Origin of the sequence: Achromobacter sp. (genome assembly GCF_032102605.1) — a bacterium.
GTDB lineage: Bacteria > Pseudomonadota > Gammaproteobacteria > Burkholderiales > Burkholderiaceae_B > Achromobacter.
Window position 1 is genome coordinate 176103 of sequence record NZ_DAMDGT010000005.1, and the last position, 26096, is coordinate 202198.

Annotated in this window: 20 protein-coding genes; 11 read left to right on the plus strand and 9 right to left on the minus strand. The window is 65.7% G+C overall.

The window, feature by feature from the left end:
- Positions 1-73 precede the first annotated feature (73 nt).
- A complete protein-coding gene (locus tag RT614_RS13610) occupies positions 74-2215 on the minus strand; it encodes an ATP-dependent helicase (protein ID WP_313622638.1) in 2142 nt (713 codons plus the stop codon).
- A gap of 117 nt (positions 2216-2332) precedes the next feature.
- Here RT614_RS13610 and RT614_RS13615 point away from each other — a divergent pair, with 117 nt between their 5' ends.
- The gene (locus tag RT614_RS13615; RefSeq protein WP_313622639.1) at positions 2333-3247 is read left to right on the plus strand and encodes a DUF72 domain-containing protein; all 915 of its coding nucleotides are present in this window, start codon (positions 2333-2335) and stop codon (positions 3245-3247) included.
- Between the two features lie 17 nt (positions 3248-3264).
- Here the strand turns inward: RT614_RS13615 and RT614_RS13620 are convergent, their stop codons facing one another.
- Positions 3265-4797, minus strand: coding sequence for a PLP-dependent aminotransferase family protein (locus RT614_RS13620; RefSeq protein WP_409558465.1), 1533 nt, complete (start codon positions 4795-4797; stop codon positions 3265-3267).
- A gap of 99 nt (positions 4798-4896) precedes the next feature.
- Here RT614_RS13620 and RT614_RS13625 point away from each other — a divergent pair, with 99 nt between their 5' ends.
- From RT614_RS13625 to RT614_RS13635, 3 genes are all read left to right on the plus strand, one after another.
- Positions 4897-6159, plus strand: coding sequence for a 4-aminobutyrate--2-oxoglutarate transaminase (locus tag RT614_RS13625; protein ID WP_313622640.1), 1263 nt, complete (start codon positions 4897-4899; stop codon positions 6157-6159).
- Between the two features lie 145 nt (positions 6160-6304).
- Positions 6305-7774, plus strand: coding sequence for an NAD-dependent succinate-semialdehyde dehydrogenase (locus RT614_RS13630; RefSeq protein WP_313622641.1), 1470 nt, complete (start codon positions 6305-6307; stop codon positions 7772-7774).
- A 195-nt stretch (positions 7775-7969) separates the two neighbouring features.
- On the plus strand, positions 7970-8824 hold the full coding sequence (locus tag RT614_RS13635; RefSeq protein WP_313622642.1) for an inositol monophosphatase family protein: 855 nt from the start codon (positions 7970-7972) through the stop codon (positions 8822-8824).
- 161 nt (positions 8825-8985) lie between these two features.
- On the opposite strand, the gene RT614_RS13640 is transcribed toward RT614_RS13635, so the two are convergent.
- The 7 genes from RT614_RS13640 to RT614_RS13670 form a co-directional block, all read right to left on the minus strand.
- Entirely contained in the window at positions 8986-9804 is an 819-nt protein-coding gene (locus tag RT614_RS13640) for an NAD-dependent protein deacetylase (protein WP_313622643.1), read from the minus strand.
- 31 nt (positions 9805-9835) lie between these two features.
- A complete protein-coding gene (epsC, locus tag RT614_RS13645; protein WP_313622644.1) occupies positions 9836-10783 on the minus strand; it encodes a serine O-acetyltransferase EpsC in 948 nt (315 codons plus the stop codon).
- Between the two features lie 181 nt (positions 10784-10964).
- Complete coding sequence (gene galE, locus RT614_RS13650) at positions 10965-12017, minus strand: UDP-glucose 4-epimerase GalE (protein ID WP_313622645.1); 1053 nt, start codon at positions 12015-12017, stop codon at positions 10965-10967.
- A 12-nt stretch (positions 12018-12029) separates the two neighbouring features.
- Positions 12030-13697: a glucose-6-phosphate isomerase gene (gene pgi / locus RT614_RS13655; RefSeq protein ID WP_313622646.1), complete on the minus strand. Its 1668-nt coding sequence runs from the start codon at positions 13695-13697 to the stop codon at positions 12030-12032.
- A 13-nt stretch (positions 13698-13710) separates the two neighbouring features.
- Complete coding sequence (locus tag RT614_RS13660) at positions 13711-15114, minus strand: phosphomannomutase/phosphoglucomutase (RefSeq protein WP_313622647.1); 1404 nt, start codon at positions 15112-15114, stop codon at positions 13711-13713.
- Positions 15115-15135: 21 nt separating this feature from the next.
- On the minus strand, positions 15136-17397 hold the full coding sequence (locus tag RT614_RS13665; RefSeq protein WP_313622648.1) for a GNVR domain-containing protein: 2262 nt from the start codon (positions 17395-17397) through the stop codon (positions 15136-15138).
- Between the two features lie 65 nt (positions 17398-17462).
- Complete coding sequence (locus tag RT614_RS13670; protein ID WP_313622649.1) at positions 17463-18599, minus strand: polysaccharide biosynthesis/export family protein; 1137 nt, start codon at positions 18597-18599, stop codon at positions 17463-17465.
- A 242-nt stretch (positions 18600-18841) separates the two neighbouring features.
- Between RT614_RS13670 and RT614_RS13675 the strand changes: the two genes are divergently transcribed.
- The 7 genes from RT614_RS13675 (at position 18842) to RT614_RS13705 (ending at position 26096) form a co-directional block, all read left to right on the plus strand.
- A complete protein-coding gene (locus RT614_RS13675; RefSeq protein WP_313622650.1) occupies positions 18842-20251 on the plus strand; it encodes an undecaprenyl-phosphate glucose phosphotransferase in 1410 nt (469 codons plus the stop codon).
- Entirely contained in the window at positions 20241-20750 is a 510-nt protein-coding gene (locus RT614_RS13680; RefSeq protein WP_313622651.1) for an NUDIX domain-containing protein, read from the plus strand. Before RT614_RS13675 ends, RT614_RS13680 begins: the two co-directional genes overlap by 11 nt.
- 5 nt (positions 20751-20755) lie before the next feature.
- Positions 20756-22186, plus strand: a complete 1431-nt coding sequence (locus RT614_RS13685; protein WP_313622652.1) for a mannose-1-phosphate guanylyltransferase/mannose-6-phosphate isomerase — start codon at positions 20756-20758, stop codon at positions 22184-22186.
- Positions 22187-22304: 118 nt separating this feature from the next.
- The gene (locus tag RT614_RS13690) at positions 22305-22667 is read left to right on the plus strand and encodes a VanZ family protein (protein WP_313622653.1); all 363 of its coding nucleotides are present in this window, start codon (positions 22305-22307) and stop codon (positions 22665-22667) included.
- Positions 22668-22677: 10 nt separating this feature from the next.
- Complete coding sequence (gene gmd / locus RT614_RS13695; protein WP_313622654.1) at positions 22678-23787, plus strand: GDP-mannose 4,6-dehydratase; 1110 nt, start codon at positions 22678-22680, stop codon at positions 23785-23787.
- Positions 23788-23793: 6 nt separating this feature from the next.
- Positions 23794-24747, plus strand: coding sequence for a GDP-L-fucose synthase (locus RT614_RS13700; RefSeq protein WP_313622655.1), 954 nt, complete (start codon positions 23794-23796; stop codon positions 24745-24747).
- A gap of 32 nt (positions 24748-24779) precedes the next feature.
- A complete protein-coding gene (locus RT614_RS13705; protein WP_313622656.1) occupies positions 24780-26096 on the plus strand; it encodes a lipopolysaccharide biosynthesis protein in 1317 nt (438 codons plus the stop codon).

Consider the following 26096-nt stretch of genomic DNA (forward strand, 5'->3'; position numbering starts at 1 on the left):
GACAAATCGATCCCTACCGGACAGCGTATGAATATCGACCGATGATAGCCCAGCCCGCGTGCCGCCCGCGCGGCTAGAACAGGCTGCGCACGCGCTTGGCCACGTCGATGCGCGGCGCCTGCGGCGCCTTGGGATCGCCGCGTCCGGCGGGCAGGTCGGGCAGCTTGGGCAGGTGGTCGAACAGCGGCAGCATGGCGTTGGTGATGTAGCGCGTGCGCGAGCCGTAGACGTGCCTGTCGCCCATGCCGGTCTGTTGATGCACGTAGAAGCGCTGCGGCACGATAAGCTGCAGCCGCTCTTTTGCGCGCGTCATGGCCACGTACAGCAGACGGCGCTCTTCCTCGATTTCTTCGGCGGTTCCGGTGCTCATGTCCGACGGAATGCAGCCGTCCACCACGTTCAGCACGTAGACCGCCTTCCATTCCTGGCCCTTCGCGGAATGGATGGTGGACAGGATCATGTAGTCCTCGTCGCGCAGCGGCGCGCCGGACTCGTCGCTGGTGGCGTCCGGCGGATCGAGCGTGAGCTCGGTCAGGAAGCGCTCGCGCGATGGATAACCTGCGGCGATGCGCACCAGCTGGTCCAGGTCGGTCTTGCGCACGCGCGCATCGTCGTACAGCCGTTCGATCTGGCCGCTGTACCAGCGCAACGCCAGATCCACGTCGGCAGGCCACTTGATGCCGGGATCGCACAAGGCGGCATAGGTGTCCGCGAAAGCGCCCCACTCTTCCTGCGCCGCCGCTCCCGGCTTGAATTCGCGCAGCGCGCGCAGGGGTTCGGCCGATGCCGACATGGCGTCCATCAGCTTGCCCGCCGTGGCCGGGCCGATGCCTGGCATCAGTTGCGCCACGCGAAAGCCCGCCATGCGGCTGCGCGGGTTTTCCGCCCACCGCAGCAGCGACAACAGATCCTTGACGTGCGCGGCCTCCAGAAAACGCAGACCGCCAAACTTCACGAAGGGAATATTGCGGCGAGTCAGTTCCAGTTCCAGCGCCGCACTGTGGCTGGCGGTGCGAAAAAGCGCCGCCTGGGACTTCAGCGTGGCTCCGCCCTCGCGTTGGGCCAACACCTGATCGGCCACCCAGCGCGCCTGCCCGGCTTCGTCGCTGACCGTCACCAGCTCGGGCAGCTGCGACGACTGACGGTCCGTCCAGAGGTCCTTGGCATAGCGTTCGGCCGCCAGCCCGATCACCGCATTGGACGCGTTCAGGATGGGTTGCGAAGACCGGTAGTTGCGGTCCAGCGTGATGACCCGGGCGGGCGCCGGAAACTGATTCGGAAAGTCCAGGATGTTGCGCACCGTGGCCGCCCGAAAGGAATAGATGGACTGGGCGTCGTCGCCCACCACCGTCAGGCCCCGGCCGTCGGGCTTCATCGCCAGCAAAATGGCCGACTGCAGGCGGTTCGTGTCCTGGTATTCGTCCACCAGCACGTGGTCAAAGCGCGCGCCCACGTCCGCGGCGATTTCCTCATCCGACATCATTTCCGACCAGTACAACAGCAGGTCGTCGTAGTCCAACACCTGCTGGTCCTGCTTGGCCGCCACATAGGCGCGGAAAAGATTCTTCAGTTCGTCTTCCCATTGCAGACACCACGGGAACGAAGTCTTGAGCACGTCGGCCACCGGGGTCTGGCTGTTGACCACCCGCGAATAAATGGCCAGGCAGGTGCCCTTGAGCGGAAAACGCGACTTGGTCGAAGACAGTCCCAACTCGTGGCGCACCATGCCCATCAGGTCCTCGGCATCGCCCCGGTCGTGGATGGTAAAGGCCTCGGACAACCCGATACGCTGCGCACAGTCGCGCAACAGGCGCGCCCCGATGGCATGAAAGGTGCCCGCCCACGGCAGCGACGGCGCCTGCTGCGACGAATGCAGGTTCATCACCCGCTGCAACACCGACCCCACGCGACGGTCCATCTCTTGCGCGGCGCGGCGCGAAAAAGTCAGCAGCAGCATGCGCTGCGGGTCCGCCCCGTTCAGAATCAGATGCGCAACCCGGTGCGCCAGCGTATTCGTCTTGCCCGACCCCGCCCCCGCGATCACCAGCAAAGGACCGTCATCCCCCGCCGCGCCGGCCACGCCAAATTCGGCCGCCTCGCGCTGCGCAGGATTCAGGTCGGCCAGCGGATCGGGCCGGCCAGCAGGACGCCCGGACGGATCGCCGTCGGAACGGGGTTGGTCAGGGGGAGACGAAAGATTGGTTTGATCGGACATGGAGCGCTGCCGCCGGGCTGCGGCCGCAAAAAAAGAGGGAGCCACGTCTGGCTCCGGATGAACACTGTATATTTATACAGAATTTTTTGACTTCCGTCTGAACTGCCCCCCGGCGCCATGCCCGAACCCACCCGCATCCTGACCGGCACCGCCTCCTGGACCGACCCCACCCTGCTCGCCTGCGGACGCTTCTACCCACCCGAGGCCCGCAGCGCCGAATCCCGGCTGCGCTTCTATGCCTCGCGCTTTTCGCTGGCCGAAGTCGATTCCAGCTTCTACGCCATGCCCACCCCGGAAAACGCCTACCTGTGGGCCTCGCGCACGCCGGATGACTTCATCTTCAACATCAAGGCCTTCCGCCTCTTCACCGGCCACCAGACCCCCCTATCCGCCCTGCCCGGCGACATCCGGCGCGAACTCCAGGACTGGCCGGAACCCATCATCTACCACGACCGCATGCCCGCCGACCTGCGCGACGAACTCTGGCGGCGCTACCAGCTTGCGCTGGAACCCCTGCGACTGCCCGGCAAGCTGGGCGCCGTGCACTTCCAGTTTCCGCCCTGGATCCGCCGCGACGCCCGCGGCAAAGCACGCGTCGCCGACTGCGCCCGACGCATGGAAGAACACCTGGTGTCCGTCGAATTCCGCCACAAAAGCTGGTTCGACGGCCCCACCGCCACCGCCGACACGCTGGCCTTCCAGCGCGACCTGCGCGTCGCGCATACCGTCGTAGACGCGCCGCAAGGCTTCGACAACACCGTGCCCCCCGTGTGGGAAAGCACCCATCCCGACCTGACGCTACTGCGCCTGCACGGCCGCAACACGGCCACCTGGAACGCCTCGGGCCCGGCGTCCTCCGGACGCTTCCAATACGAATACTCCGAACAGGAACTGGCCGACCTCGTGGCGCGCTTCACCCGCCTGGCCGAAAAGACCACGCAAGCACACGCGGTGTTCAATACCAATTTCGAAGACCAAGGCATGCGCAACGCAGCCGCCTTCGCATCCGCGCTACGGCTGCCCGGCTTGTAGAGGACAGCGCGACGGCATCAAATGCCTGGCGCTTCTCCAACCACCTGCCGCGCAACGCCCGCCGGCGCCGAACTCCGCGCCACCTCCGACAGACTTTCCAACAACACCTCAAACTTCCGCGCGATATCGTGCTCGGGCACACAGGCATATCCCAGCAGCAGCCCCGGCCGACGCCCCTCTTCATTCACGTAATACCGCGACAGCGCCCGCGTCAGCACACCCTTGCTGCGCGCCACCTCCACCACCCGCAGATCGTCCATATGCTCCGGCATCGTCAGCACCAGATGCAAACCCGCCATGCTAGCGTCGCGATGCAGCCAATCCGGGCCCAGCCGCCGTTCGATCAAGTTGACCAGCATCGCGCGCCGACGCCCGTACAGCATGCGCATGCGGCGGATATGCGCCGCGTAATGGCCCTCAGAGATAAACGTAGCCAGCGCCGCATGCGTCATCAGATGACCCTCCCGGTACAGCTCCGCATGCGCCGCCTGAAATGCCGCCGTCAGCGTCTTCGGCAGCACCAGGTACCCCACCCGTAACCCCGGGTACAGCGTCTTGCTGAACGTCCCCATGTAGATCACCGGCGCATCCGGCTCCAACCCCAGCAACGACGCAATCGGCCTGCCCGAAAAGCGGAACTCGCTGTCGTAGTCGTCCTCGATGATCCAGCTTCCGCACTGCCGCGCCACCGCCAGCAACTGGCGCCGACGCGCCAGCGACATGACCGGCCCGAGTGGATACTGGTGCGACGGCGTGACGAAGATGAACCGAGGCGGCGTGCCCACGCTCTCCGGCAGGCGCATGCCCTCTTCGTCCACCGGCAGGTGCACCGTATTCAGGCCGTTCGCCTGAAGGATCGTGCGCGCGCCCCAATAGCCCGGATCCTCGACCCAGGCCGTCTCGCCGACCTCGCCCAGGATGCGCGTCGTCAGGTCAATGGCCTGATGCGAACCTTCCGTGATGATGATCTGCTCGGGATCGCAGTCGATGGAACGCGTCAGCGCCAGATGCTGGGCCAGCGCCTCGCGCAGCGCCGGCAAACCGCCGCCATACGAATAAGTCAGCAGGTCCGGCGACGGATTGCGCCACAGCGCGCTGAAAATGCGCCCAAACTTCTTGTGCGGGAATTCCGTCAGGTCCGGCACGCCCGGCATGAAGGCGCCCCATTGATAGGGCGACGCCGACACGCTGTCCACGATCGCCGCGCCGCGCGGCGACAGGGCCGGACGGGATTGGGCGTGCTGGGCCTGGCGCGCGCGGCGGCCGCTGGCCAGGTAGGAATCCGGCACCGACGCATTGACGAACGTGCCATTCCCCTGCCGGCTGCGCGTATAGCCTTCGGCCAGAAGCTGGCTGTAGACATGGACCACCGTATTGCGGGCAATGCCCAGCTCGGCCGCCAGGTCGCGTGTTGCGGGCAGGCGCGAGTCCGCGGCAATGGATCCATCCAGGATGGCTTCACGTATGCCGCGGTAGAGCCGCTTGTTCATGGGATCGCCGGACCCGTCGGCCAGACGCAGCAGCAGCAAGTCACCTACGATGGACCGCAATTGGTTCTACCTGATTTATCAAAGTGGTTCCCACAAGTGGGGCCATCGTAGCATTAAATAGGACTTTTACCGCCCCCCCTCACGCCCTGCGAGACCGAGATGAAAAATCAGGACCTGAATACCCGCCGTTCCCTGGCCACGCCGCGCGGCGTCGGCGTCATGTGCGACTTCTACGCCGTGCGCGCGGAAAACGCCACGCTGTGGGATGCCGAAGGGAAGGAATACATCGATTTCGCGGGCGGCATCGCCGTCCTGAACACCGGCCACCTGCACCCGAAGATCAAGGCCGCCGTCGCCGCCCAGCTCGACAATTTCACGCACACGGCCTACCAGATCGTGCCCTATGAAGGCTACATCTCGCTGGCCGAGCGCATCAACCGCCTGGCGCCCATCGACGGCCTGAAGAAGACCGCTTTCTTCACCACCGGCGTCGAAGCCGTCGAAAACGCCGTGAAGGTCGCCCGTTCGGCCACCGGCCGCTCCGGCGTCATCGCCTTCTCGGGCTCGTTCCATGGCCGCACCATGCTCGGCATGGCGCTGACCGGCAAGGTCGCTCCCTACAAGCTGTCGTTCGGCCCCATGCCGGGCGACATCTATCACGTGCCGTTCCCCAACGCCACGCAGTCCATCAGCGTGGCCGACTCGCTCAAGGCGCTGGACCTGCTGTTCAAGGTCGACATCGATCCGAAGCGCGTCGCGGCCATCATCATCGAGCCCGTGCAAGGCGAAGGCGGCTTCAACATCACGCCGCCTGAACTGATGACGGCCCTGCGCAAGGTGTGCGACGAGCACGGCATCCTGCTGATCGCCGACGAAGTCCAGACGGGCTTCGGCCGCACCGGCAAGCTGTTCGCCATGGAACACCACACCGTCCAGGCCGACATCATCACGATGGCAAAGAGCCTGGGCGGCGGCCTGCCCATTTCGGGCATCGTCGGCCGCGCCGACGTCATGGACGCGCCGGCCGCTGGCGGCCTGGGCGGCACCTATGCCGGCAACCCGCTGGCCGTCGCCGCCGCGCATGCCGTGCTGGACGTCATCGCCGAAGAGAAGCTGTGCGAGCGTGCCGTCGAATTGGGCGACAAGCTGCGCGCGCACCTCGAAGGCCTGCGCGCCAAGGTCCCGGGCATCGCCGACGTGCGCGGCCTGGGTTCGATGGTCGCGGTGGAACTGAACGACGCCGCCGGCAAGCCGGACGCCGAAGCCGTCAAGCGCGTGCAAAAACTCGCGATCGACAAAGGCCTGATTTTGCTAAGCTGCGGTGTGTACGGGAACGTCCTGCGCTTCCTGTATCCCTTGACCATTCCCGACGCCCAGTTCGCACGCGCGCTGGACATCCTGTCCGAGGCGCTCACTGCCTGAGGCTCAGGCCCCGCATAACCGGTTATCTGGCCGGCAGGCACAACGATTGCGGGCGTAGCAGGCATCGCGGCTTGGATTGCAAGCCCCGAGGCCTGCCGCGCCCGTCGTCGCTTGGCTTGCCGCACCCATCAAGGAGACTCCCGAAATGACAGCATTGACTCATCCCCTCGCCCGTCCCGACCTGCTGCGCGACGCCTGCTACATCGACGGCAAGTGGGTCGGCGCCGGCGAAGGCGCGTCGATTCCCGTCGACAACCCCTCCACCGGCAAGACCATCGTGTCCGTGCCCAAGCTGGGCCGCAAGGAAACCGAGCAGGCCATCGCCAGCGCGCAGGCCGCGCTGCCGGCCTGGAGCGCCAAGACGGGCAAGGAGCGCGCCGCGATCCTGCTGAAGTGGGCGCAACTGATGATGCAGAACCAGCAGGACCTGGCCGCCATCATGACGTCCGAACAGGGCAAGCCGGTGACCGAGGCCGCGGGCGAAATCGCCTACGCCGCGTCGTTCCTGGAGTGGTTCGCCGAAGAGGCCAAGCGCATCGATGGCGACATCCTGCAAAGCCCCAAGGCCGGCCAGCGCCTGATGGCGCTCAAGCAGCCCATCGGCGTCACCGCCGCGATTACGCCCTGGAACTTCCCCGCCGCCATGATCACCCGCAAGGTGGGCCCGGCGCTGGCCGCCGGCTGCACCATGGTGGTCAAGCCTGCCCAGCAGACGCCGCTGACCGCGCTGGCGCTGGCCGTTCTGGCTGAAGAAGCCGGCGTGCCGGCCGGCGTGTTCCACGTCATCACGGGCAGCTCGCGCGACATCGGCGCGGCGCTGTGCGAAAGCGACGTCGTGCGCAAGCTGAGCTTCACGGGTTCGACCGAAGTCGGCCGCACGCTGATGGAGCAATGCGCGCCCACCATCAAGAAGCTGTCGCTGGAACTGGGCGGCAACGCGCCCTTCATCGTGTTCGACGACGCCGACCTGGACCGCGCCGTCGACGGCATCCTCGCATCGAAGTATCGCAACGCCGGCCAGACCTGCGTGTGCGCCAACCGCATCTACGTGCAGGCCGGCGTGTACGAAGAAGTCGCCAAGCGCCTGGTCGCCAAGGTCAACGCCATGAAGGTGGGCGACGGCTTTGAAGACGGCGTGACGCAAGGTCCGCTGATCGACCGCAACGCCGTCGAAAAGGTGCAGGAGCACATCGCCGACGCCACCGCCAACGGCGCCAAGGTCATCGCTGGCGGCAAGCCGCACGCCAAGGGCGGCACGTTCTTCGAGCCGACCGTCGTGCGCGACGTCACGCAGTCGATGCGCTTCGCCAGCGAAGAGACCTTCGGCCCGGTGGCGCCGCTGTTCCGCTTCGAATCCGAAGACGAAGTCATCCGCATGGCCAACGACACCATCTTCGGCCTGGCCGCCTACTTCTTCACCCGCGACTACGCCCGCATCTGGCGTGTGTCCGAATCGCTGGAGTACGGCATCGTCGGCATCAACACCGGCCTGATCTCCAACGAAGTCGGTCCCTTCGGCGGCGTGAAGCAGTCGGGCCTGGGCCGCGAAGGCTCGAAGTACGGCATCGAAGAGTACCTGGAGATCAAGTATCTCTGCGTCGACCTGGGCGCCTGATGCCTGGGTGCGCGCGGCGCCCGCCGCGCGCCCGGGGATAGGCGGGTTGCGCCCCGCTTATCCCCAACAACTGTGGACAACCCCGCAGATAAGTCCTGCACTACCGGGAAAAGTCCTTTTAAACCAGTGACTTGAAAATCGCGATCAAATGCCGCCCAGGCATGATAGATTTGCGCGTTCCCTGGACGAGTCAGTATGAGCAGAACCTTTACCCTTGAGGACACCCGCAAGCTGGCGGCCATCCTGGCGGAAACCGCGCAGACCGAGGTCATGCCGCGCTTTCGCAACCTGCCCGAAGGGGCGGTGCGGGGCAAGACGTCGCCGCGCGATCTCGTCACGGACGCCGATGAAGCCGCCGAACGCCTGATCGCATCGCGCCTCGCCAAGCTGCATCCCGGCGCCGTGCTTATCGGCGAAGAGGCCTCTTCCCGCAATCCCGCCCTCTTGAACATGCTGGTCGACGCCGACCTGGCGTTTCTCATCGACCCCATCGACGGCACGCGCAACTACGTCGCGGGTTTGCCGCTGTTCGGCATGATGATCGCCGCCTGCCACAAGGGCGACGTGATTGCCGGCGTGATCTACGATCCGGTCAGCCGCGACAGCGCGCTGGCCGTGCGCGGCGAAGGCGCCTGGCTGGAATATGAAAACGGCCGCCGCGCGCCCCTGGTCGTCGCGCCCCCCGCTCCGCCCGAAGACATGGACGGGTTGATAGCCACCGGCGCCCTGCCCGAACCGCTGCGGTCCGCCGTCAACGGCAACCTGTCGCGTTTGGGCAGCACGGCGTCTTTGCGCTGCGCCGCTCATGAATACCGGATGCTTGCCGCCGGGCACTGCCATGTCGCGCTGTACAACCAGCTCACCGCCTGGGACCACGCTGCCGGCTGGCTGCTGCACCGGGAAGCCGGCGGCTATGCGGCGCACTTCGACGGCTCTCCGTACAAGCCCACCCACCGTACTGGCGGACTGCTCTACGCCCCCGACGCGGGAAGCTGGCACGCCGCGCGCAAAGTGTTGTTGGGGGACGCAACGGAGAGCGTTGAGACTTGACAGGCGGGCGCCAGCGGACCCCAAAAATATGGGGTTATCCCTAGGAGTTATCCCCAGTTCCTGTGGACAACCCTATGGAAAGGTCTGTAACAGCGCCAAAAAAACCTTGCCGGGCGGGCACTTGCTTAGACCGGTCAAAAATCGGCCGGCCCGCCGGCCTGTTACAAGGCTTCAAGCGCCACGGCGCAGGGCAGTTCCACTTTCAGGGTCAACAGGCTGTCGCCGCGGGTCCGTCCCAGATTTATGGCGGCGATGGGAGTTCCGCTGCGCGATGCCGCGGTGACGAAACGGTAGCCTGAATACACCATCAGCGACGATCCCACCACGAGCACGGCATCGGCGCTTTCAAGAGCCGCATTGGCGCGATCCACGCGGTCTCGCGGCACGGTTTCGCCAAAGAACACCACGTCCGGCTTGATGATGCCGCCACAGCGCGGACACGGAGGAACGGCAAACCGCGAAAAATCCACCCCGTCCAGGTCGGCGTCGCCATCGGGCGCGACCGAGGCTTCTATTTGCGCCCAGTCGGGATTGAGCTGATGCAGCGCCTCCTGCCAGTCGTGCCGGTCCCCGCGCCAGTCGCAGTTCATGCAGCGCACGCGGTCCAGCCGTCCGTGCAGGTCCACGACGTCCCGGCTGCCGGCCGCTTCGTGCAGCCCGTCCACGTTTTGCGTCACCAGGATGGCCACGTGGCCACGCGCTTCCAGCCGGGCCAGCGCCAGATGCGAGGCATTGGGCTGCACGTGGCCGAAGCGGCGCCAGCCCACCATGCTGCGCGCCCAATAGCGCGCCCGGGCCAGCTCGGCGCCCATGAAGGTCTGCAGCGTCATGGGCGGTTGACGTTTCCATTCGCCTTCGGTGTCGCGGTAGTCGGGGATGCCGGAATCGGTGCTGACACCCGCCCCCGTCAGCACGAACAGCCGCGGGTGGCGGTCGATGAAGCCGCGCAAGGCGGCGAGCTCCGAGACAGCTGTATCCATCCGATTTCCTTCGTCCCGACCCGCGCGGTGGTCAGCCGCCCAGGCCGCAGTCGGGCATGTCGCTGACCAGGCTGGCCTGCGTCACGTTGCTGCCCGGCGGCACGCTGCGCGTGAGCCAGACGTTGCCGCCGATGGTCGAACCCTTGCCGATGGTCACGCGGCCCAGGATCGTCGCGCCTGCGTAGATCACCACATCGTCCTCGATCAGGGGATGGCGCGCCAGGCCTTTCTTGAGTTCGCCGTTTTCGCCAGGCGGGAAGCGCTTGGCGCCCAGCGTGACCATCTGATAGAGCCGCACGCGGTCGCCGATGATGGCGGTCTCGCCGATCACCACGCCGGTTCCGTGGTCGATGAAGAAGCTGCGGCCGATGGTGGCGCCCGGGTGGATGTCGATGCCGGTGTCGGCGTGGGCGATTTCCGCCACGATGCGCGCCAGCATCGGCACGTTCAGCCGGTACAGGACGTTGGCCAGCCGGTGATGGATCATCGCGGCCACGCCGGGATAGCACAGCAGGACTTCGTCGACGCTGTGCGCGGCGGGATCGCCCTGGTAGGCGGCCATCACGTCCAGATCCAGCGCGGCGCGCACTCCCGGCAGCTCGGCGCCGAACTGGCGCACGATCTCGATCGCGCGCTGTTGCGTATCCGCCAGCAAAGCCGGGTCGTGCCGGTTCACGTACTGAAGTTCCAGGCCAACCTGGTGCAGCAGCGCATCCAGCGCGGCGCCGATGGTGTGGCCGACATAGAAGTCCTCGACCTCTTCACGCAGGTCGATGGGTCCCAGCCGCATCGGGAACAAGGCGCCACAGAGATTTTTGATGATCTGGCGCAGGCTTTCCTGCGAGGGAAACTCGCGCAGGCCAGCGTCATCGCGCAGGCGGCCGCGCGGGCCCCGCCAGGCGACACGCGCGTCGCGCAGGCCGGACACGATGCTGTCCAGGTTCCAGTGGGCGGTGGGAATGTGGATGGGGCCGCTCATTGCCGCGGCCCCGTCAAAAAGCCGGTGATGTCGGCAGGGGTGTGAATGACAGACATGGAAGTGCCTCGCTGACGGTGCGCAGCCCCGGCCGGACCGCCGAGGCAATGCTGCTTCGCAATATTTCCGTCAACTGTAACCGCTCCGGCTCCTGCTCTGGAAGTCATCCGATATGGCGTCGGGGTTATGCAGCCGCGGGCTCCGCCTCGTACCCCTGCGGATTGCCTTGCTGCCAGCGCCATCCGTCCGCGCACATGGACTCGACGTTCTGCGTGCTGCGCCAGCCCAGCAGGGATGCCGCCAACGCCGGATCTGCCCACATGCGCTCCACGTCGCCCGCCCGCCGGGGCAGCGTGCGCAGCGGAATCTTGCAGCCGTTGACCCGTTCGAATGCATGCACCAGTTCCAGCACGCTGGTGCCCTGCCCGGTGCCCAGGTTGACGGCGACAAAGCCGGGATGGGTCTCTGAATACGTCAGCGCCTGCACGTGGCCGCGCGCCAGGTCCATGACATGCAGGTAGTCCCGCACGCCGGTGCCATCCAGCGTGTCATAGTCGTCGCCAAACACCCGCAGGAAGGGCTGGCGCCCCACCGCCACCTGCGTGATGAAGGGAAAGAGGTTGTTGGGCAGGTCACGCGGACTCTCGCCGATCTGCCCGCTGGGGTGCGCGCCGATGGGATTGAAGTACCGCAGCGTGACGGCGCTGAAGGCAGGATCCGCCGTGCAGACGTCGCGCAGCATTTCCTCGATCATCAGCTTCGTGCGGCCATAGGGGTTGGTGGGCGCCAGCGGATGGGCTTCCGTGAACGGCAGGTATTGCGGCTCGCCATAGACGGTGGCGGACGAGCTAAACACCAGCCGCGAAACGCCTGCCTCGCGCATGGCGCGCAACAGCACGAGCGATCCCTGGACGTTGTTGTCGTAGTACTTCAGCGGATCGGCCACGGATTCGCCTACCGCCTTGCAGCCGGCCAGGTGCAGCACCGATTGCACCGGCGTGCCGCGGGCCGCTGCGTCGGCCAGCACCGAGGCCACGAGCCCCGGCGTGCGGATGTCGCCTTCGATCAACGCGATAGGCGCGTCGCAAAGCTGCTCGACGCGGCGCACGGCCTCGCGGCTGCCGTTGCTGAAGTTATCCAGCACCAGCGGCCGCAGGCCGGCGGCCAGCATCGCCACCAGGGTGTGCGTGCCGATGTAGCCTGCGCCCCCCGTCACCAGCACGTGCGCGTGTGGCATGTCCGTCCTCCGTCAAAGATGGGAGGCCATGCCCGGCACCCACGCGTGGCGGGGCCGCGGGGCCTGCGCATGGCTGCGGTAGCGGTCGATCCAGTACGACGTGGAAGCATCGTGCCCCCAGTCGACCACGCCCGCCGATACCGGCACAGCGAGCTCGCGCTCGATGCCGGCGGCCAGCCGCTTGCCCAGCTCCACGCCGTATTGGTCGAACGGGTTGATGCCCCAGACCACGCTTTGCACGAACACCTTGTGTTCGTACAGGGCCAGCAAGGCGCCGAGCGCGCGCGGATCGAGCTGGCGCATGACGATCATGGTGGACGGCCGTCCGCCCGGATGCACCATGTGCTGCGCCAGGCTCAACGCGCGTTCCTGGTCGTCGATATGCGCCACGTCCAGCAGCGCCTGCTCCAGGCTCTTGCCGCGCAGCAGCGCCTGCCGCTGCGCCAGGCAGTTGGCCAGCAGCATCCGATGCGCGTCGGGGCTGTCCGCATGCCCCTGCAGGCTGGCGATGAAGTCCACCGGCGCGCCCTCTTCGCTTTGATGCAGCCACTGGAAGAAGGTGTGCTGGCCGTCGGTGCCCGGCATGCCCCAGATGATGGGCGCCGTCGGCACGCCGACCGCCACGCCATCGCCCGCCACACGCTTGCCCAGCGATTCCATCTCGAGCTGCTGCAGGTAGGTGACCAGATGCAGCAGACGGCCGCTGTAGGCCGCGACGTTCAGCGAGTTGTAGCCCAGCACGCTGCAGTTGACCAGGCCGGCCAGCGCCAGCTGCACCGGCGCGTTGGACGCGAACGGAGCCTGCTGGAAATGCTGGTCCATGGCCTCGGCGCCGGCCCGCATGCCGATCAGCACGTCTGCGCCCACGGTCAGCGCAATCGACAGCCCGGCGACGGACCAGACGGAATAGCGGCCGCCCACCCAGTCGCACATCTTGAACACCTGGCTGGACGGCACGCCCAGCGCGCGCGCGGCCGGGGCGTTGGCGGTCACGGCGGCCAGGTGATCGGAAACGTCGGCCACGCCGCCCTGCTTGAGCCAGGCGATGGCGGCGCGAGCGTTGTGCAGGGTTTCGGACGTGGTGAAGGATTTGGAGGAAATGACCACCAGCGTACGGCGCGGATCCAGGCCGGACACGGCGTCATGGAAGGCGTGCCCGCAGATATTGGAAATGAACCGGATCTGGCGGCGCTGGAGCGGGCCGCCAAAGGCCTGAACCGCCAGGCGAGGCCCCCAGTCGCTGCCGCCGATGCCGATATGCAGGACGGTGGAGAAATCGGCCGTCTGGTCCACGCGCCGCACGAAGTCGGTCATGCGCGAATACTCGCAAACGGAATCTGCGTCCTGCCCTTCGGGCTGTTCGCGTGTGCGTCCCGCGCGCAGCGCGGTATGCCATGCGGCCCGATTCTCTGTCCAATTGACCGGTTCCCCGGCAAACAGCGCGCGCCGCGCTTCGTCCAGACCGCGCGCCTGCAGCAGCGTCTGCGCCGCGGTGTCCAACGCCGACGACTGGCGCTGCATGGTCAGGTCCACGCACAGCCCTGCCGCTTCGATCACCTTGAGCGCGCTGGCGTCCAGGTCGGCGCTTTGCGCAGACTGCGCGAAAGCCACCCACTCCGGGCTTTCCGCAAGCCCGGAATCTGCCCTTAATGCCTCAATCGCTTGTTGAGCCTTTCCCATCGCGTGATGCTCCTTAGAACGGTAAACGAATGTGAGGTGCAACGCGTTTGAACGCCTTGCGGAAGTCCTCCTCGATACGAGCCAGCGCGGCTACGTTGTCTCCTTCGAACCGGAGTACCACCGAGGGCGTGGTATTGGATGGACGCGCCAGGCCAAAGCCGTCTGCGTAGTCCACCCGTATCCCGTCGAGATCGTTGATCGACACTGCGCCGGGGAACTCCCCGTGCTCGCGCAGCGCGTTCACCAGTTCGACGTTTTCGCCTTCGGCGGTCTCCAGCTTTAATTCGGGGGTGGCGCAGGACTGAGGCAGGCTTTCCAGCAAAGCCGACGGATCCGGCGCCGACGACAGGATTTCCAGCAGGCGGGCGGCGGCGTAGATGCCGTCGTCAAAGCCGTACCAGCGCTCCTTGAAGAAAATGTGGCCGCTCATCTCCCCAGCAAGTAGCGCTCCCGACTCGCGCATCTTGGCCTTTATCAGGGAATGTCCGGTCTTCCACATGGTGGGCGTGCCCCCCGCTTCGGTGATGGCGCGGGCCACGTGGCGGCTGCACTTGACGTCATAGATGACCTCGCCGCCCGGGTTGCGCGCCAGCACGTCGCGGGCGAACAGGATGAGCTGGCGGTCCGGCCAGATGATCTGTCCCGATTTCGTGACCACCCCCAGCCGGTCGCCGTCGCCGTCGAAGGCCAGCCCGACCTCGCAATCCGAGTAGCGCAGGCAATAGATCAGGTCCTGCAGGTTGTGCGGGTCGGATGGATCGGGGTGATGCCCCGGGAAAGAGCCGTCGACCTCACAAAACAGCTCGGTCACCTCGCAGCCCAGGGCGCGGAATATCGCCGGCGCCACCGCACCGGCCACGCCGCTGCCGCAATCGATGGCGATCTTCATGGGCCGGGCCATGCGGATGTCGCCTACCAGGCGCGCCGCGTAGCACGGCATGATCTGCATTTGCGTGCGGCCGCCGGCCGTGGGCGCGGATTCGATGGGCAGGCGCATGGCGTCGCGCAGCGCCGTGAGGCCTTCGCCATGCAGCGCGCCGCCCTCCAGCACGATCTTGAAGCCGTTGTACGCGGGCGGATTGTGGCTGCCCGTCACCGCGATGCCGGTGCCCGTGTCCATGAGCCGGGCCGTGAAATACACCATCGGCGTGGTGGCCATGCCGATGTCGATCACGTGCATGCCGGCCGAGCGCAATCCGGCCTGCAGCGCCGCGGCCAGTTCGACGCTGCTCAGCCTGCCGTCCCGCCCCACCACGATCGACCGCGCGCCCTGGGCATGGGCCTTGGTCCCCACCGCCATGCCCAGGCTGTGCGCGAATCTTGCGTCCAACTCGTCCGGTACCGTGCCCCTTATGTCATAAGCCTTGAAAACCGCATCCAGAATTTGCGGCGTGTCCCAGCCAAAAGTTCCGTGCATGCCATTCTCTCCGGGTGGCGTTCACTTGGGGCCGTTCTGTTTGAAATCGCCGTAGTACGCCGCACGGGAGTATCGATAACCGCCGTACTTGGACCGGAAGCCGAAGCGTTCCGGAAGGAGCTTGAGACCATTGAAGAGCACGCCATCGACCGGGGCGCCCGCCTGGATCAGGCGCTTGGCCGTCTCGCGGATCTCACCCACGGTGTTCATGCCGGAACGCACCACCACCATGACCGCGGCCGCGTGCGTGCCCACCACCGCGGCGTCCGGCGACGACAGCACGGGCGCCGTGTCCAGGATCACCATGTCGTACTGCGTGGCGAGTTCGCGCAGGGTTTCGCCGAACACCGGCGACGCCAGCAGCTCGGAAGGATCGAAGGTGACCGCACCCGTGGCGATGAAATCGACGCCCTCGGACACGCTGTGCTTCCTGACGCGCGTCAGCGGGATGGTGCCCGACAGCACTTCGAACAGGCCGTCTTCCTTCGGCACGCCGAAGTAGCGGTTGAGCTGCCCTTTGCGGAAGTCGGCGTCGATCAGCAGCACGCGCTTTCCGACGCCGCCCTGGATGAAGGCAAAGTTCGCGGACAGGAAGGACTTGCCCACGCCCGCCACCGGGCCGGTGAACATGACCATGTTGTTGGCGGACTGGCGCAGCGACGCCTGCAGCACATTGCGGAACGACCGCAAACTTTCAATGGGTGGAGAGTTGCCCTGGCTTTGCGCAAGCAACGCCGGCACGGTGGCGTTCTTGCGCCGGCTGCGGCGCCACAACTTGTCCTGCATGTCGCTGTACGGAATGGCGGCCAGCACCGGCAGGCCGGTATGGCGCTCGACGTCCTCGGGTTCCGACAGGCCGCCGAACAGGGCGTTGCGCACGAACGCGCACAGGATGGCGAAGATCAGGCCGACCGCCGTGGCCACGCCGATGATGATCGCGCCCTTGGGACGGACCGGCTTGTCGGGCTGCACGGCGGCGTCCAGGATGCGCACGTTGCCGACCTTGCCCGCGCGGATCAGCTTGAGCTGCTGGGTGTTGTTGAGCAGCGCGGTGTAGAGCTCGGTGTTGACGCGCACGTCGCGCACCAGGCGCACCACGTCCTGCTCCAGGTCAGGCAGCTGCTTGATGTTGTTGCCCAGCCGATTCACGTCGCCGGTCAGGGAAGCGATCTGGCGATCGATACCCACGATGCTCGGGTGCGTCGGCGCAAAGCGCGTGATCAGCTCCTGGCGCTTCTGGCGCAGTTCCATCACACGGGTCTGCGCGTCGACAGACTGCGCAAGAATCAGCTTGGCTTCTTCGCTGAGGTCAATCGTGCCGCGCTTGTTGCGCAGCGCGTTGTACTTGGTTTCCGCGGCGTCCAGTTCGGCCTTCAACTGCGGAAGCTGCTGCTCCAGGAAGACCAGCGACTTCTCGGCCTGCGCCGACTTCCGGTTTACGTTCTGCTGCACGTATTCCTGGCCGATCTGGTTCAGCACCGCGGTCGTCAGCGCGGGATCGTTGCCTTCCAGCGTGACCCCGATCACGCCGGACGCGCGGCCGCGTTCGAAGATGCCCATGTGCGACTGCACGTTCTCGATGGCCGCCAGGCGCGAGCTGCGCGACACGGTGAATTCCGTGCCCGGCCGGCCCGACAGCGCGTCGACGTGCACGTCCATGGCGCCGCCGCCAGGCAGCAGGAAGCGCTCGGGTTTGCCGACCGTTCCGGTGAAGGTGGCGCCCGTCAGCTTGTCGCTGAGCGTGTAGCGGCCTTCACCCAGCGTCGTAAGCCGGAACGGCTTTCCCAGCCACTCGTTCGGCACGTCCAGCTGCGATATCGCAATGGACTCGCCGCCCCAGGCATAGCCCCCGCGCGGCAGGCTCGACGGATACGGCAGGCTTTCATAGCGCTGCGCCAGCCACTCGCCCACCACCGGGAAATAACGCGGCTTGGCGTGGATGTACAGCAGGAACTTGTCGACGGCCGGACCGACGACCATGCGCGAGCGCAGCACTTCCATTTCGCCCGACGTCTCCGCCTTCGTGTCGAACATGGACGAGACATCCCCGAGAAGGCTGCGAGACTGTCCGTTAGGTACTTCTTCCTCGACCTGGACAATGATGTCGGCCGAATAGACCGACGGCGTCACCATCACGTAAGCCAACGCGCCAATGAACGCGATCATGGTGATCGCGATGATCATCCAGCGGTTGGAGAAAATGGCGTCCACGTGTGACGACAAGGGGGTTTCCTGCTGACGGGCCGGAACGGACGGCTCGAACGATTCGATGGGCAACGACATGCAGCTCTCCAGGAGAGGGCGCCGCCTCGGTCGCGGCGCCCCCAAAGGCGGGGTTTTCAGGCGAACTAATCGATGGACCTGACGGTCTGAACGGTCTGCGCGCTCGGGAAGAGGTTGCTGATGAAGCGGTTCCACCGCACCAGGCCAGCCGAATCCACGAACACGACATCCTTGGGTTGCAATTCAAACTTGGCGCCCACCGCGAGCGCTTGTGGCGATGCGGCGTTCAGGTGATACACCAAAGGCTTTGCCTCCTCCGTGGCGCGCACGACGAAAATCTGCGAGGTATCGGCGGTGATCTGGTTGGGCCCACCAGCCAAACCCAATGCCTCGGTCAGCGACATGCGCCCATCTCGCATGACGGAAGAACCCGGGATGAACACTTCACCCATCACGAACACCTTGCTGTCCTCGCGCGGCGTGACTCTCACGATGTCCCCTGCCTTGAGCATCACTTGGTTCAAGTCCTGGCCGCGCTCGATCAGCGCGGGAAGGTTCACGCGAGTACGCCGTCCATCGCGGATCACATAGACCGCACTGCGGTCGCCCGTCGGTAGAATGCCGCCGGCCCTGTTGATCCCTTCCAACAGGGTCATGGGGACGTCGTTTATCGCAACCGTGCCCGGCGTCGTCACCTCGCCATCGACAAAGATGCGCTTGCTGCGAAATCCCAGAACGCGAACGGTGATCTGCGGGTCCTGTATGTACTTGCCTGAACTATTGACTATGAGATTGCGGGCCTGAAGTTCCGTCAACCCCGCCACTTTAAGCAGTCCTGTATAGGGAAATTGGATATATCCAGTGGATGAGACCGTATAGCCCGGAATGCCCGAGGCGGTATCCCCGATAGCTAGTTCAGTTGCCCCAGACCCAATGGCGTAGGTTTGCGTCGGAAGCACGAGCTCGGGGTGATCCCACACGACGATGGAAAGGATGTCCCCCGGCCCGATTATGTAGGGCCCGGGCTTGCCGATCAGGTGACCGATGCCCTCGTTGTCCAGCAGCGCCTGGCGCGCTTGCTGTTCTTCAAGAACGAGGGAAGGTGTGATTTCTTTGATGACCGCCTTGCTATTCGGGTCCAGCGGATCCGCGAGCTGGTTGGCGTTGAAGGTCATACCGGGAGACAGGGCGCAAGCGCTCAGCGAGGACACGAGCGCGATAGCTGCTATGGCTCGGCTCAACGTTCCGAAAAATGTCGTCATGGCAAATCCACTATGAATGACTTCGTTGCTTGGAAAGGAGCCCGATGCGTAACGGGTTGCGACATTCCACACTCTTTTCCTAGGCCCGCACATTCGACGGATGCCTTAAGCCTTCTCCTACATCGTTTGGAGGTTTCGGGTAAACCGCGCTCTCAATAAGATTTTGTCGGTAGCCACATGCTTTGCGGCACTGCACAGTCATTGCTTGCCGCAGGGCGCTCCCACCGAAACAGGAGTGCGCGATGGACCCGTCCCAAACGGACACGTCGGCAAGATTCAGCGGGGCAAGCTATATCTATCGCTTGCTCGACGCCGCGATCGTCATCACCTGCGGCCTGACTGCCACCGGCTTGAAATTCTCGGATGAAGCACTGACGGATCCTCCGCAGATTCATCTGTTTCTGATCTATCTGTGCGGTCTGGGCACGATCGCGATCTTCCCGGCCTTCCGGCTGTACGTGTCCTGGCGCGGCCGCCTCCTTACCGACCTGGTGGTCCGCAGCCTGGCGGCATGGGCCACGGTTTTCGCGTTGGGCATATTTGTCAGTTTTCTCATGCACCAGACTGGCGCGGTATCCCGCTTATGGGCGGCTACCTGGTTTGGCATGACGGCGCTCGCCCTTGCTGGCGTACGCATCGCGGTCTATGCGGTGCTGGGCGCCGCGCGCGATCGCGGCCTGAACAAGAAGCACGTCCTGCTGGTGGGCTTTGGCGCCCTGGGCCACGACATGTGGCGCCGGGTGGAGAAGTACCGCGAAGCGGGCTATGAGATTTCCGGCATCTACGCCGAGCCGCACGAGATCCTGCCTCCGCAAGTCCGCCGCCTGCATGACCTGGACAACCTGCATGAATTCGTGCGCGAGAACCATGTGCGCGAGATCTGGATCGTGCTGCCGATGGAGGCGGGCCAGGAACTGCGCGAGGTGCTCTATCACCTGCGCAACGACTTGGTGGACATCCGCTGGATCCCCGATGTGATGTCCATCCAGCTGCTGGGACACCGCATCGGCGAATTCCTGGGCCTGCCCGCCATCCAGCTGAACAGCCTGCCCGCCGCCGGCGTGCGCGGCTGGGCCAAAGAGGCCTTCGACCGCAGCTTCGCGCTGTGCGCGCTGATCGGCCTGTCGCCCGTCATGCTGACCGTGGCGGCGCTGGTCAAGCTGACGTCTCGCGGTCCTGTCTTTTTCACGCAACCGAGGCTGGGCGTGGATGGCAAGGTGTTCCACGTCTACAAGTTCCGCACGATGACCGTGCACCAGGAGCAAGGCGTCGTGACGCAGGCCACGCGCAACGACAACCGCGTCACCCGCATCGGCGGCTTCCTGCGCCGCACCAGCCTGGACGAGCTACCTCAATTCCTGAATGTGCTGATGGGCGACATGTCGGTGGTGGGCCCGCGCCCGCACGCCCTGGAGCACAACGAGATGTACAAGGACCTGGTGCAGCGCTACATGATGCGCCACCGCGTCAAGCCCGGCATTACGGGCTGGGCGCAGGTCAACGGCTATCGCGGGCAGACGGACACGCTGCGCAAGATGAGCGACCGTGTCGAGCACGACATCTACTACATCCAGCACTGGACGTTCAGGATGGACCTGCTGATCATCGCCCGCACGGCGGTGTCGGGATGGACGGGCCGCAATGTCTACTAAACCGTTGGGATGGCCTGTGCGCGAAGCGCCCGCTCCGCGCGGCGGCGTGCTTGCCCGATCGGACTTCCGCCAGGCGGTGGAGATGCTGCCGCTGGTGTCCATCGACCTGCTGCTGCGCGACGGCGCCGGCAACTACCTGACCGGGCTGCGCGCGAATCCGCCGGCCCAGGGCGCGTGGTTCGTGCCGGGTGGCCGTATCCGCAAGAACGAGTCCTTGCGTGACGCGCTGCGGCGCATCGTCCACGACGAACTGGGCCTGTCCCTGCCCGACCTGCAGTGGAAGCCGCGCGGCGTGTACGAGCACTTCTATGGCACCAATTTCGCGGGTGAAGCCGGCCGCTCCACCCACTACGTCGTCCTCGCCTACGAGGCCGAGCTTTCCCTGGATACCGCAAGCCTTCCCCTGACCCAGCACAGCGGCTACCGCTGGCTTGCGGGGGAAGAGATCGCCGCCGATCCCGGCGTGCATCCGTACACCCAGGCCTACTTCAAGGAGTGAGAGCCATGACCAACCCCCCTCCCCCGTACCGGGCAGTGATTCTTTGCGGCGGTTCAGGCTCGCGCCTGTGGCCGCTGTCGCGCGAACTGCTGCCGAAGCAGTTCATCCGTTTGACCGATGACCGCAGCCTGCTGCAGAACACGCTGCTGCGGCTGGGTTCGGCGGGCGCGCAGGCGCGGCCCATGCTCGTGTGCAACGAGGCCCACCGCTACATTGCCGCGGAGCAGGCGCAGGAGCTGGGCATCAAGGACGTCGAAGTCATCCTGGAACCGTTTGCGCGCAATACGGCACCCGCCATCGCCGCCGCCACACTGCGCGCCATGCAGGACGGCGAGGATCCCATCATGCTCATCATGCCGTCGGACCACGTGCTGGAAGACGGCGAGGTGCTCAGCGCGGCGTTCGCCCAGGCGTACGAGGCGGCCCGCCAAGGCGCGCTGGTGACGTTCGGCATCAAGCCTACGGCCCCCCTCAGCGGATACGGCTACATCCAGGCCGACGAGCCCGGCGCCATGGCGCCCGCCCGCCGCGTGCGCCGCTTCGTCGAAAAACCGTCTCCGGAAGTCGCGCAGCGCTTCATCGACGACGGCGGCTATTACTGGAACAGCGGCATGTTCGCATTCCAGGCGTCGGTTTTCCTGTCCGAGATGGCCAGGCTGGCGCCCAAGATCCTGGAGCAGGCGCAGGCGGCCGTGGCCACCGGCCATGGCGAAAAAGGCCTCTTCCACCTGGACGGCCCGACCTTCGAGGCTTGCCCGAGCGACTCGATGGACTACGCCATCATGGAGCGCACGGACAGCGCCGTGGTCATCCCGCTGGCTGCATCGTGGAGCGACGTCGGCGCGTGGGACGCCGTCTGGGGCATCGCCCAGAAGACGCAGGAAGGCAATTCCACGACCGGCGACGTCATGGTCGAGGACTCGCGCAACTGCCTCATCCATTCGACCAGCCGCCTGGTCGCCTCGGTAGGCCTGGACGACATCGTGGTCATCGAGACCGCCGACGCCGTGCTGGTGGCCCACAAGTCCCGCTCGCAGGACGTCAAGCGTCTGGTGGAAGTGTTCAAGTCGCAGCACCGGTCCGAACTGAACCACCACCGCGAAGTCCAGCGGCCGTGGGGCTCCTACGACTCGGTCGGCCAGGGCCCGCGCTATCAAGTCAAGCGCATAACGGTCAAACCCGGGGCGCGCCTGTCTTCCCAGATGCATCACCACCGGGCCGAGCACTGGATCGTGGTGTCCGGCACGGCGCGGATCTACAACGGCGACAAGCAGTACCTGCTGACCGAGAACCAGTCGACCTACATCCCGCTGGGCGAGATCCACAGCCTGGAGAACCCGGGGAAGATCCCGCTGGAGATCATCGAGGTGCAGTCAGGCGCCTACCTCGGCGAGGACGACATCGTCCGTTTCCAGGACATCTATGGCCGAGTGTGAGACGCCCCCACGCGGCACGCGCTCCGCGCGCTTGCTGCCCCCCAAGGGGGCGTCCTTCGCCTTGGGGCGGCCCGGCGGCGATGGGGCTGGCGCCCGTGAACCCTTCTGGCGCCCCGGCATGGCAAGGATCTGCCTGCCGGTGGCGGCAGCGTTTTTTGTTGTGCTCATCACGGTGGGCAACCTGCCCGGGCTGGCGGCGGACATGTCGGATGCCTTTGGCGACAAGCGCCTGCATCTGGCCGCCTACGCCTTCCTGACCGGGCTGATCTACATATCGGTCAACCGGCGCCCTGCGCTGGTGGCCATGCTGGCGGTTACGGCCTTGGGACTGGTGGATGAATCAATCCAGTCCCTTTTTCCCTACCGGGAGGCTGAACTCTTAGACCTTTTGGCCGATATCTCAGCGGCTGGTGCAACAGTAATCTCCTTGCACATTGGTACCGCAGCCATCGGCTCCTTTCGTGCAGTCACTAAGTCTTAAGGACACAACCATGCCAAAACGGGCACTGATTACCGGCGTTACTGGCCAAGACGGGGCCTATCTGGCGGAGCTTCTGCTGGCCAAGGGCTACGAGGTCCACGGCATCAAGCGGCGCGCTTCGCTGTTCAACACCGCGCGGATCGATCATCTTTACCAGGATCCCCATGACCAGCCCCGCAATTTCGTCCTGCACCACGGCGACATGACCGATTCGTGCAGCCTGATCCGCATCGTCCAGTCGGTGCAGCCTGACGAGATCTACAACCTGGCCGCACAAAGCCACGTCGGGGTGTCGTTCGAGGAACCGGAATACACCGCCAACGCCGACGGGCTGGGCACGCTGCGCCTCCTGGAAGCCATCCGCATCCTGAAGCTGGAGAACAAGTCGCGCTTCTACCAGGCGTCCACCTCCGAGCTGTACGGTCTGGTGCAGGAAACGCCCCAGAAGGAAACGACCCCCTTCTACCCGCGCAGCCCCTACGCCGCCGCCAAGCTGTACGCCTACTGGATCAGCGTGAACTACCGCGAAGCCTATGGCATGTACGCGTGCAACGGCATCCTGTTCAACCACGAATCGCCCAAGCGCGGCGAAACCTTCGTCACGCGCAAGATCACGCGCGGCCTGGCTCGCATCGTGCTGGGCCTGCAGGAATGCCTGTACCTGGGCAACCTGTCCGCCCTGCGCGACTGGGGCCACGCCCGGGATTACGTCGAAATGCAGTGGCTCATGCTGCAGCAGGACACCCCGGAGGACTACGTCATCGCGACGGGCATGCAGTACAGCGTGCGTGAATTCATCAACACCGCCGCGCGCGAGCTGGGCATCCTGCTGGCATGGGAAGGCGAAGGCCTGGAAGAGACTGCAACCGTGCTGTTCTCGCCCGTCCATGACGTCAAGCCCGGCCAGGTCATCGTGCGCGTCGACCCGCGCTACTTCCGCCCGACCGAAGTGGAAACCCTGCTGGGCGATCCCACCAAGGCGCGCGAAAAGCTGGGCTGGTCGCCTCGCACCACGTTCGCGCAGCTGGTCAAGGAGATGATCGAGAGCGATCTGAAGGATGCCCGGCGCGATGCGCTGGTCGAACAGAACGGCTACGAAATCTACGCCTACAAGGAGTAGCCTGCCATGACGAACCTGGACCAAAGCGTGTTCGTCGCCGGCCACCGCGGCATGGTGGGCGCGGCGATCACCCGCGAACTGCATCGCCGCGGCTACAACAACGTGCTGACGCGCAGCCGGGAAGAGCTGGACCTGGAAAACCAAAACCAGGTGCATCGCTTCTTCTCGACGACGCCCGTCGACGTGGTGTACCTGGCCGCCGCGAAGGTGGGCGGCATCCTGGCCAACCAGAATCATCCGGTGGACTTCCTGTACAAGAACCTGATGATCCAGTGCAACGTAATCCGCGCCGCTTACGCGGCCGGCGTGCGCAAGCTGCTGTTCCTGGGTTCGTCGTGCATCTATCCCCGGGAAGCGCCGCAACCCATCCGGGAAGATGCGCTGCTGACTGGTCCGCTGGAATCCACCAACGAGGCCTATGCCATCGCCAAGATTGCGGGCCTCAAGCTGTGCGAGGCCTACCAGCGGCAGTTTGGCGCGCGCTTCATCTGCGCGATGCCCACCAACCTGTATGGCCAGCACGACAACTACGACCTGCACAGCAGCCACGTGCTTCCCGCGCTGATCCGCAAATTCCATGAAGGCCGCGAAGCCGGCCAGGAAAGCGTCACCATCTGGGGCACCGGCGCGCCGCTGCGGGAGTTCCTGTACGTGGACGACCTGGCGCAGGCCAGCGTGATGCTGATGGAGCATCCGGACGCCGAGGGCATCTACAACATCGGCGCCGGGCAGGACATCTCCATCGCGGATCTGGCGCAGCTGGTGGCGCGCGTGGTGGGCTACGACGGCAAGATCGTCTACGACACGACCAAGCCCGACGGCACGCCGCGCAAGCTGATGGATTCGTCCCGCGTCCAGGCGCTGGGGTGGAAGCCGGAAATCTCGCTGACGCACGGCATCACGCTGGCCTACGGACATTTCCTGCGTGAACGCACGCAGCAGGCGCTGCCGGTGGCCTGACGGCCGCGCCAGCATGACAGACAGGGTTACCGATGCTTGGATTCGTCAGGAAACACATCGCCGGCAATGCCTCATTCTGGGGGCTGGTGGAATACGGCATCGGTCCCGTCGCGGCGCTGGTGGCGTTGCCCATCCTCTTTCGCCAGTTGGGCACGGTGGGCTTCGGCCAGTATTCGATGATCATCGCGCTGGCCGGGTTCGGCAACGCCGCCAACCTGGGCGCTGCCGTCACCGCCACCAAGCTGGTTTCCGAGAGCATGCACCAGCCCGGCGGCGCCTACCGCGCCGCCGGGGTCAGCATGTCGCTGATCGGCTGTGCGCTGGCCGTCGTGACGCTGGCGGCCGTGCTGCTGTGGGGCACAGTTGGCCTGGGGTGGCCGGACGCCACGTTCGGCGGTGTCGCGGTGACGATGCTGGCCATGCCGGCGCTTGCCATCTACCTGACCCAGCAATACGACCAGCTGTTCTCGGGCTGCCTGAAGGGGCGCGAAGACTTCCGCGCCACGGCGTTGTGCGAAGTCTTCAGCCGCACCGGCACGATGGCCATGGCCTGCGCGGCCGCGTGGGCGACCGCGTCTCCCACCTGGACAGGCCTTGCCCAGGCGCTGGGCCTCTTGCTGGCCGGCAGCGTGAAGATGGGTGTCTTTTCCCGCGCCTACGGCCGCATCGTGGTGCGACCGGTCCGCGACCGCGGCGCCATGATGGACGCCTTCCGCTTTTCCCGCTGGTCCTGGCTGAACAGCCTGAGCGCGCTGGCGTTCGGATCGGTGGACCGCGTCTTGGTCGGCAGCCTGATGGGGCCGGCGGCGCTGGCGATCTACACCGTAGGCGTCCAGGTGGGCCAGATCATCCACACGGCGTCCGTCGCCATCTTCCAGAAGGCGATGCCGCGCGTCACCCGGCTGTCGGTATCGCCGCCGTATGCCGGCGCCGTCGAACGCGAGATCCGCCGGATGATGTTGTGGAACCTGGTCCTTTCCGCGGGCGCCACGCTGGCCGTCCTTGCGGTCAGCCAGCCGCTCTTGAACGTGCTGCTGGGCGACAACGTGGCCAGCGGCCATCTGGGCACCTTCCAGCTTCTGATCGTGGCGTCGGGCCTCTTGTCCTTGAACGCCGCGGCACACTTTTCCCTCCTGGGGCTTGGCAATTCCCGCGCCGTCGCGATCCTTAACGGACTGGGCGGCCTGGCAATGCTGTGCGTCATGGCGGGGCTTGTACACGTGGCGGGGGAACACGCCGCAGCCTGGGGCCGCATGGCCTACGCGGCGATCACGCTGGCCGGCGTGGCTCTCGCCATCCGTCAATCCCGCCCCGAATTTCCGGGCGCCATGCCTGCGGCCACCCGTTAA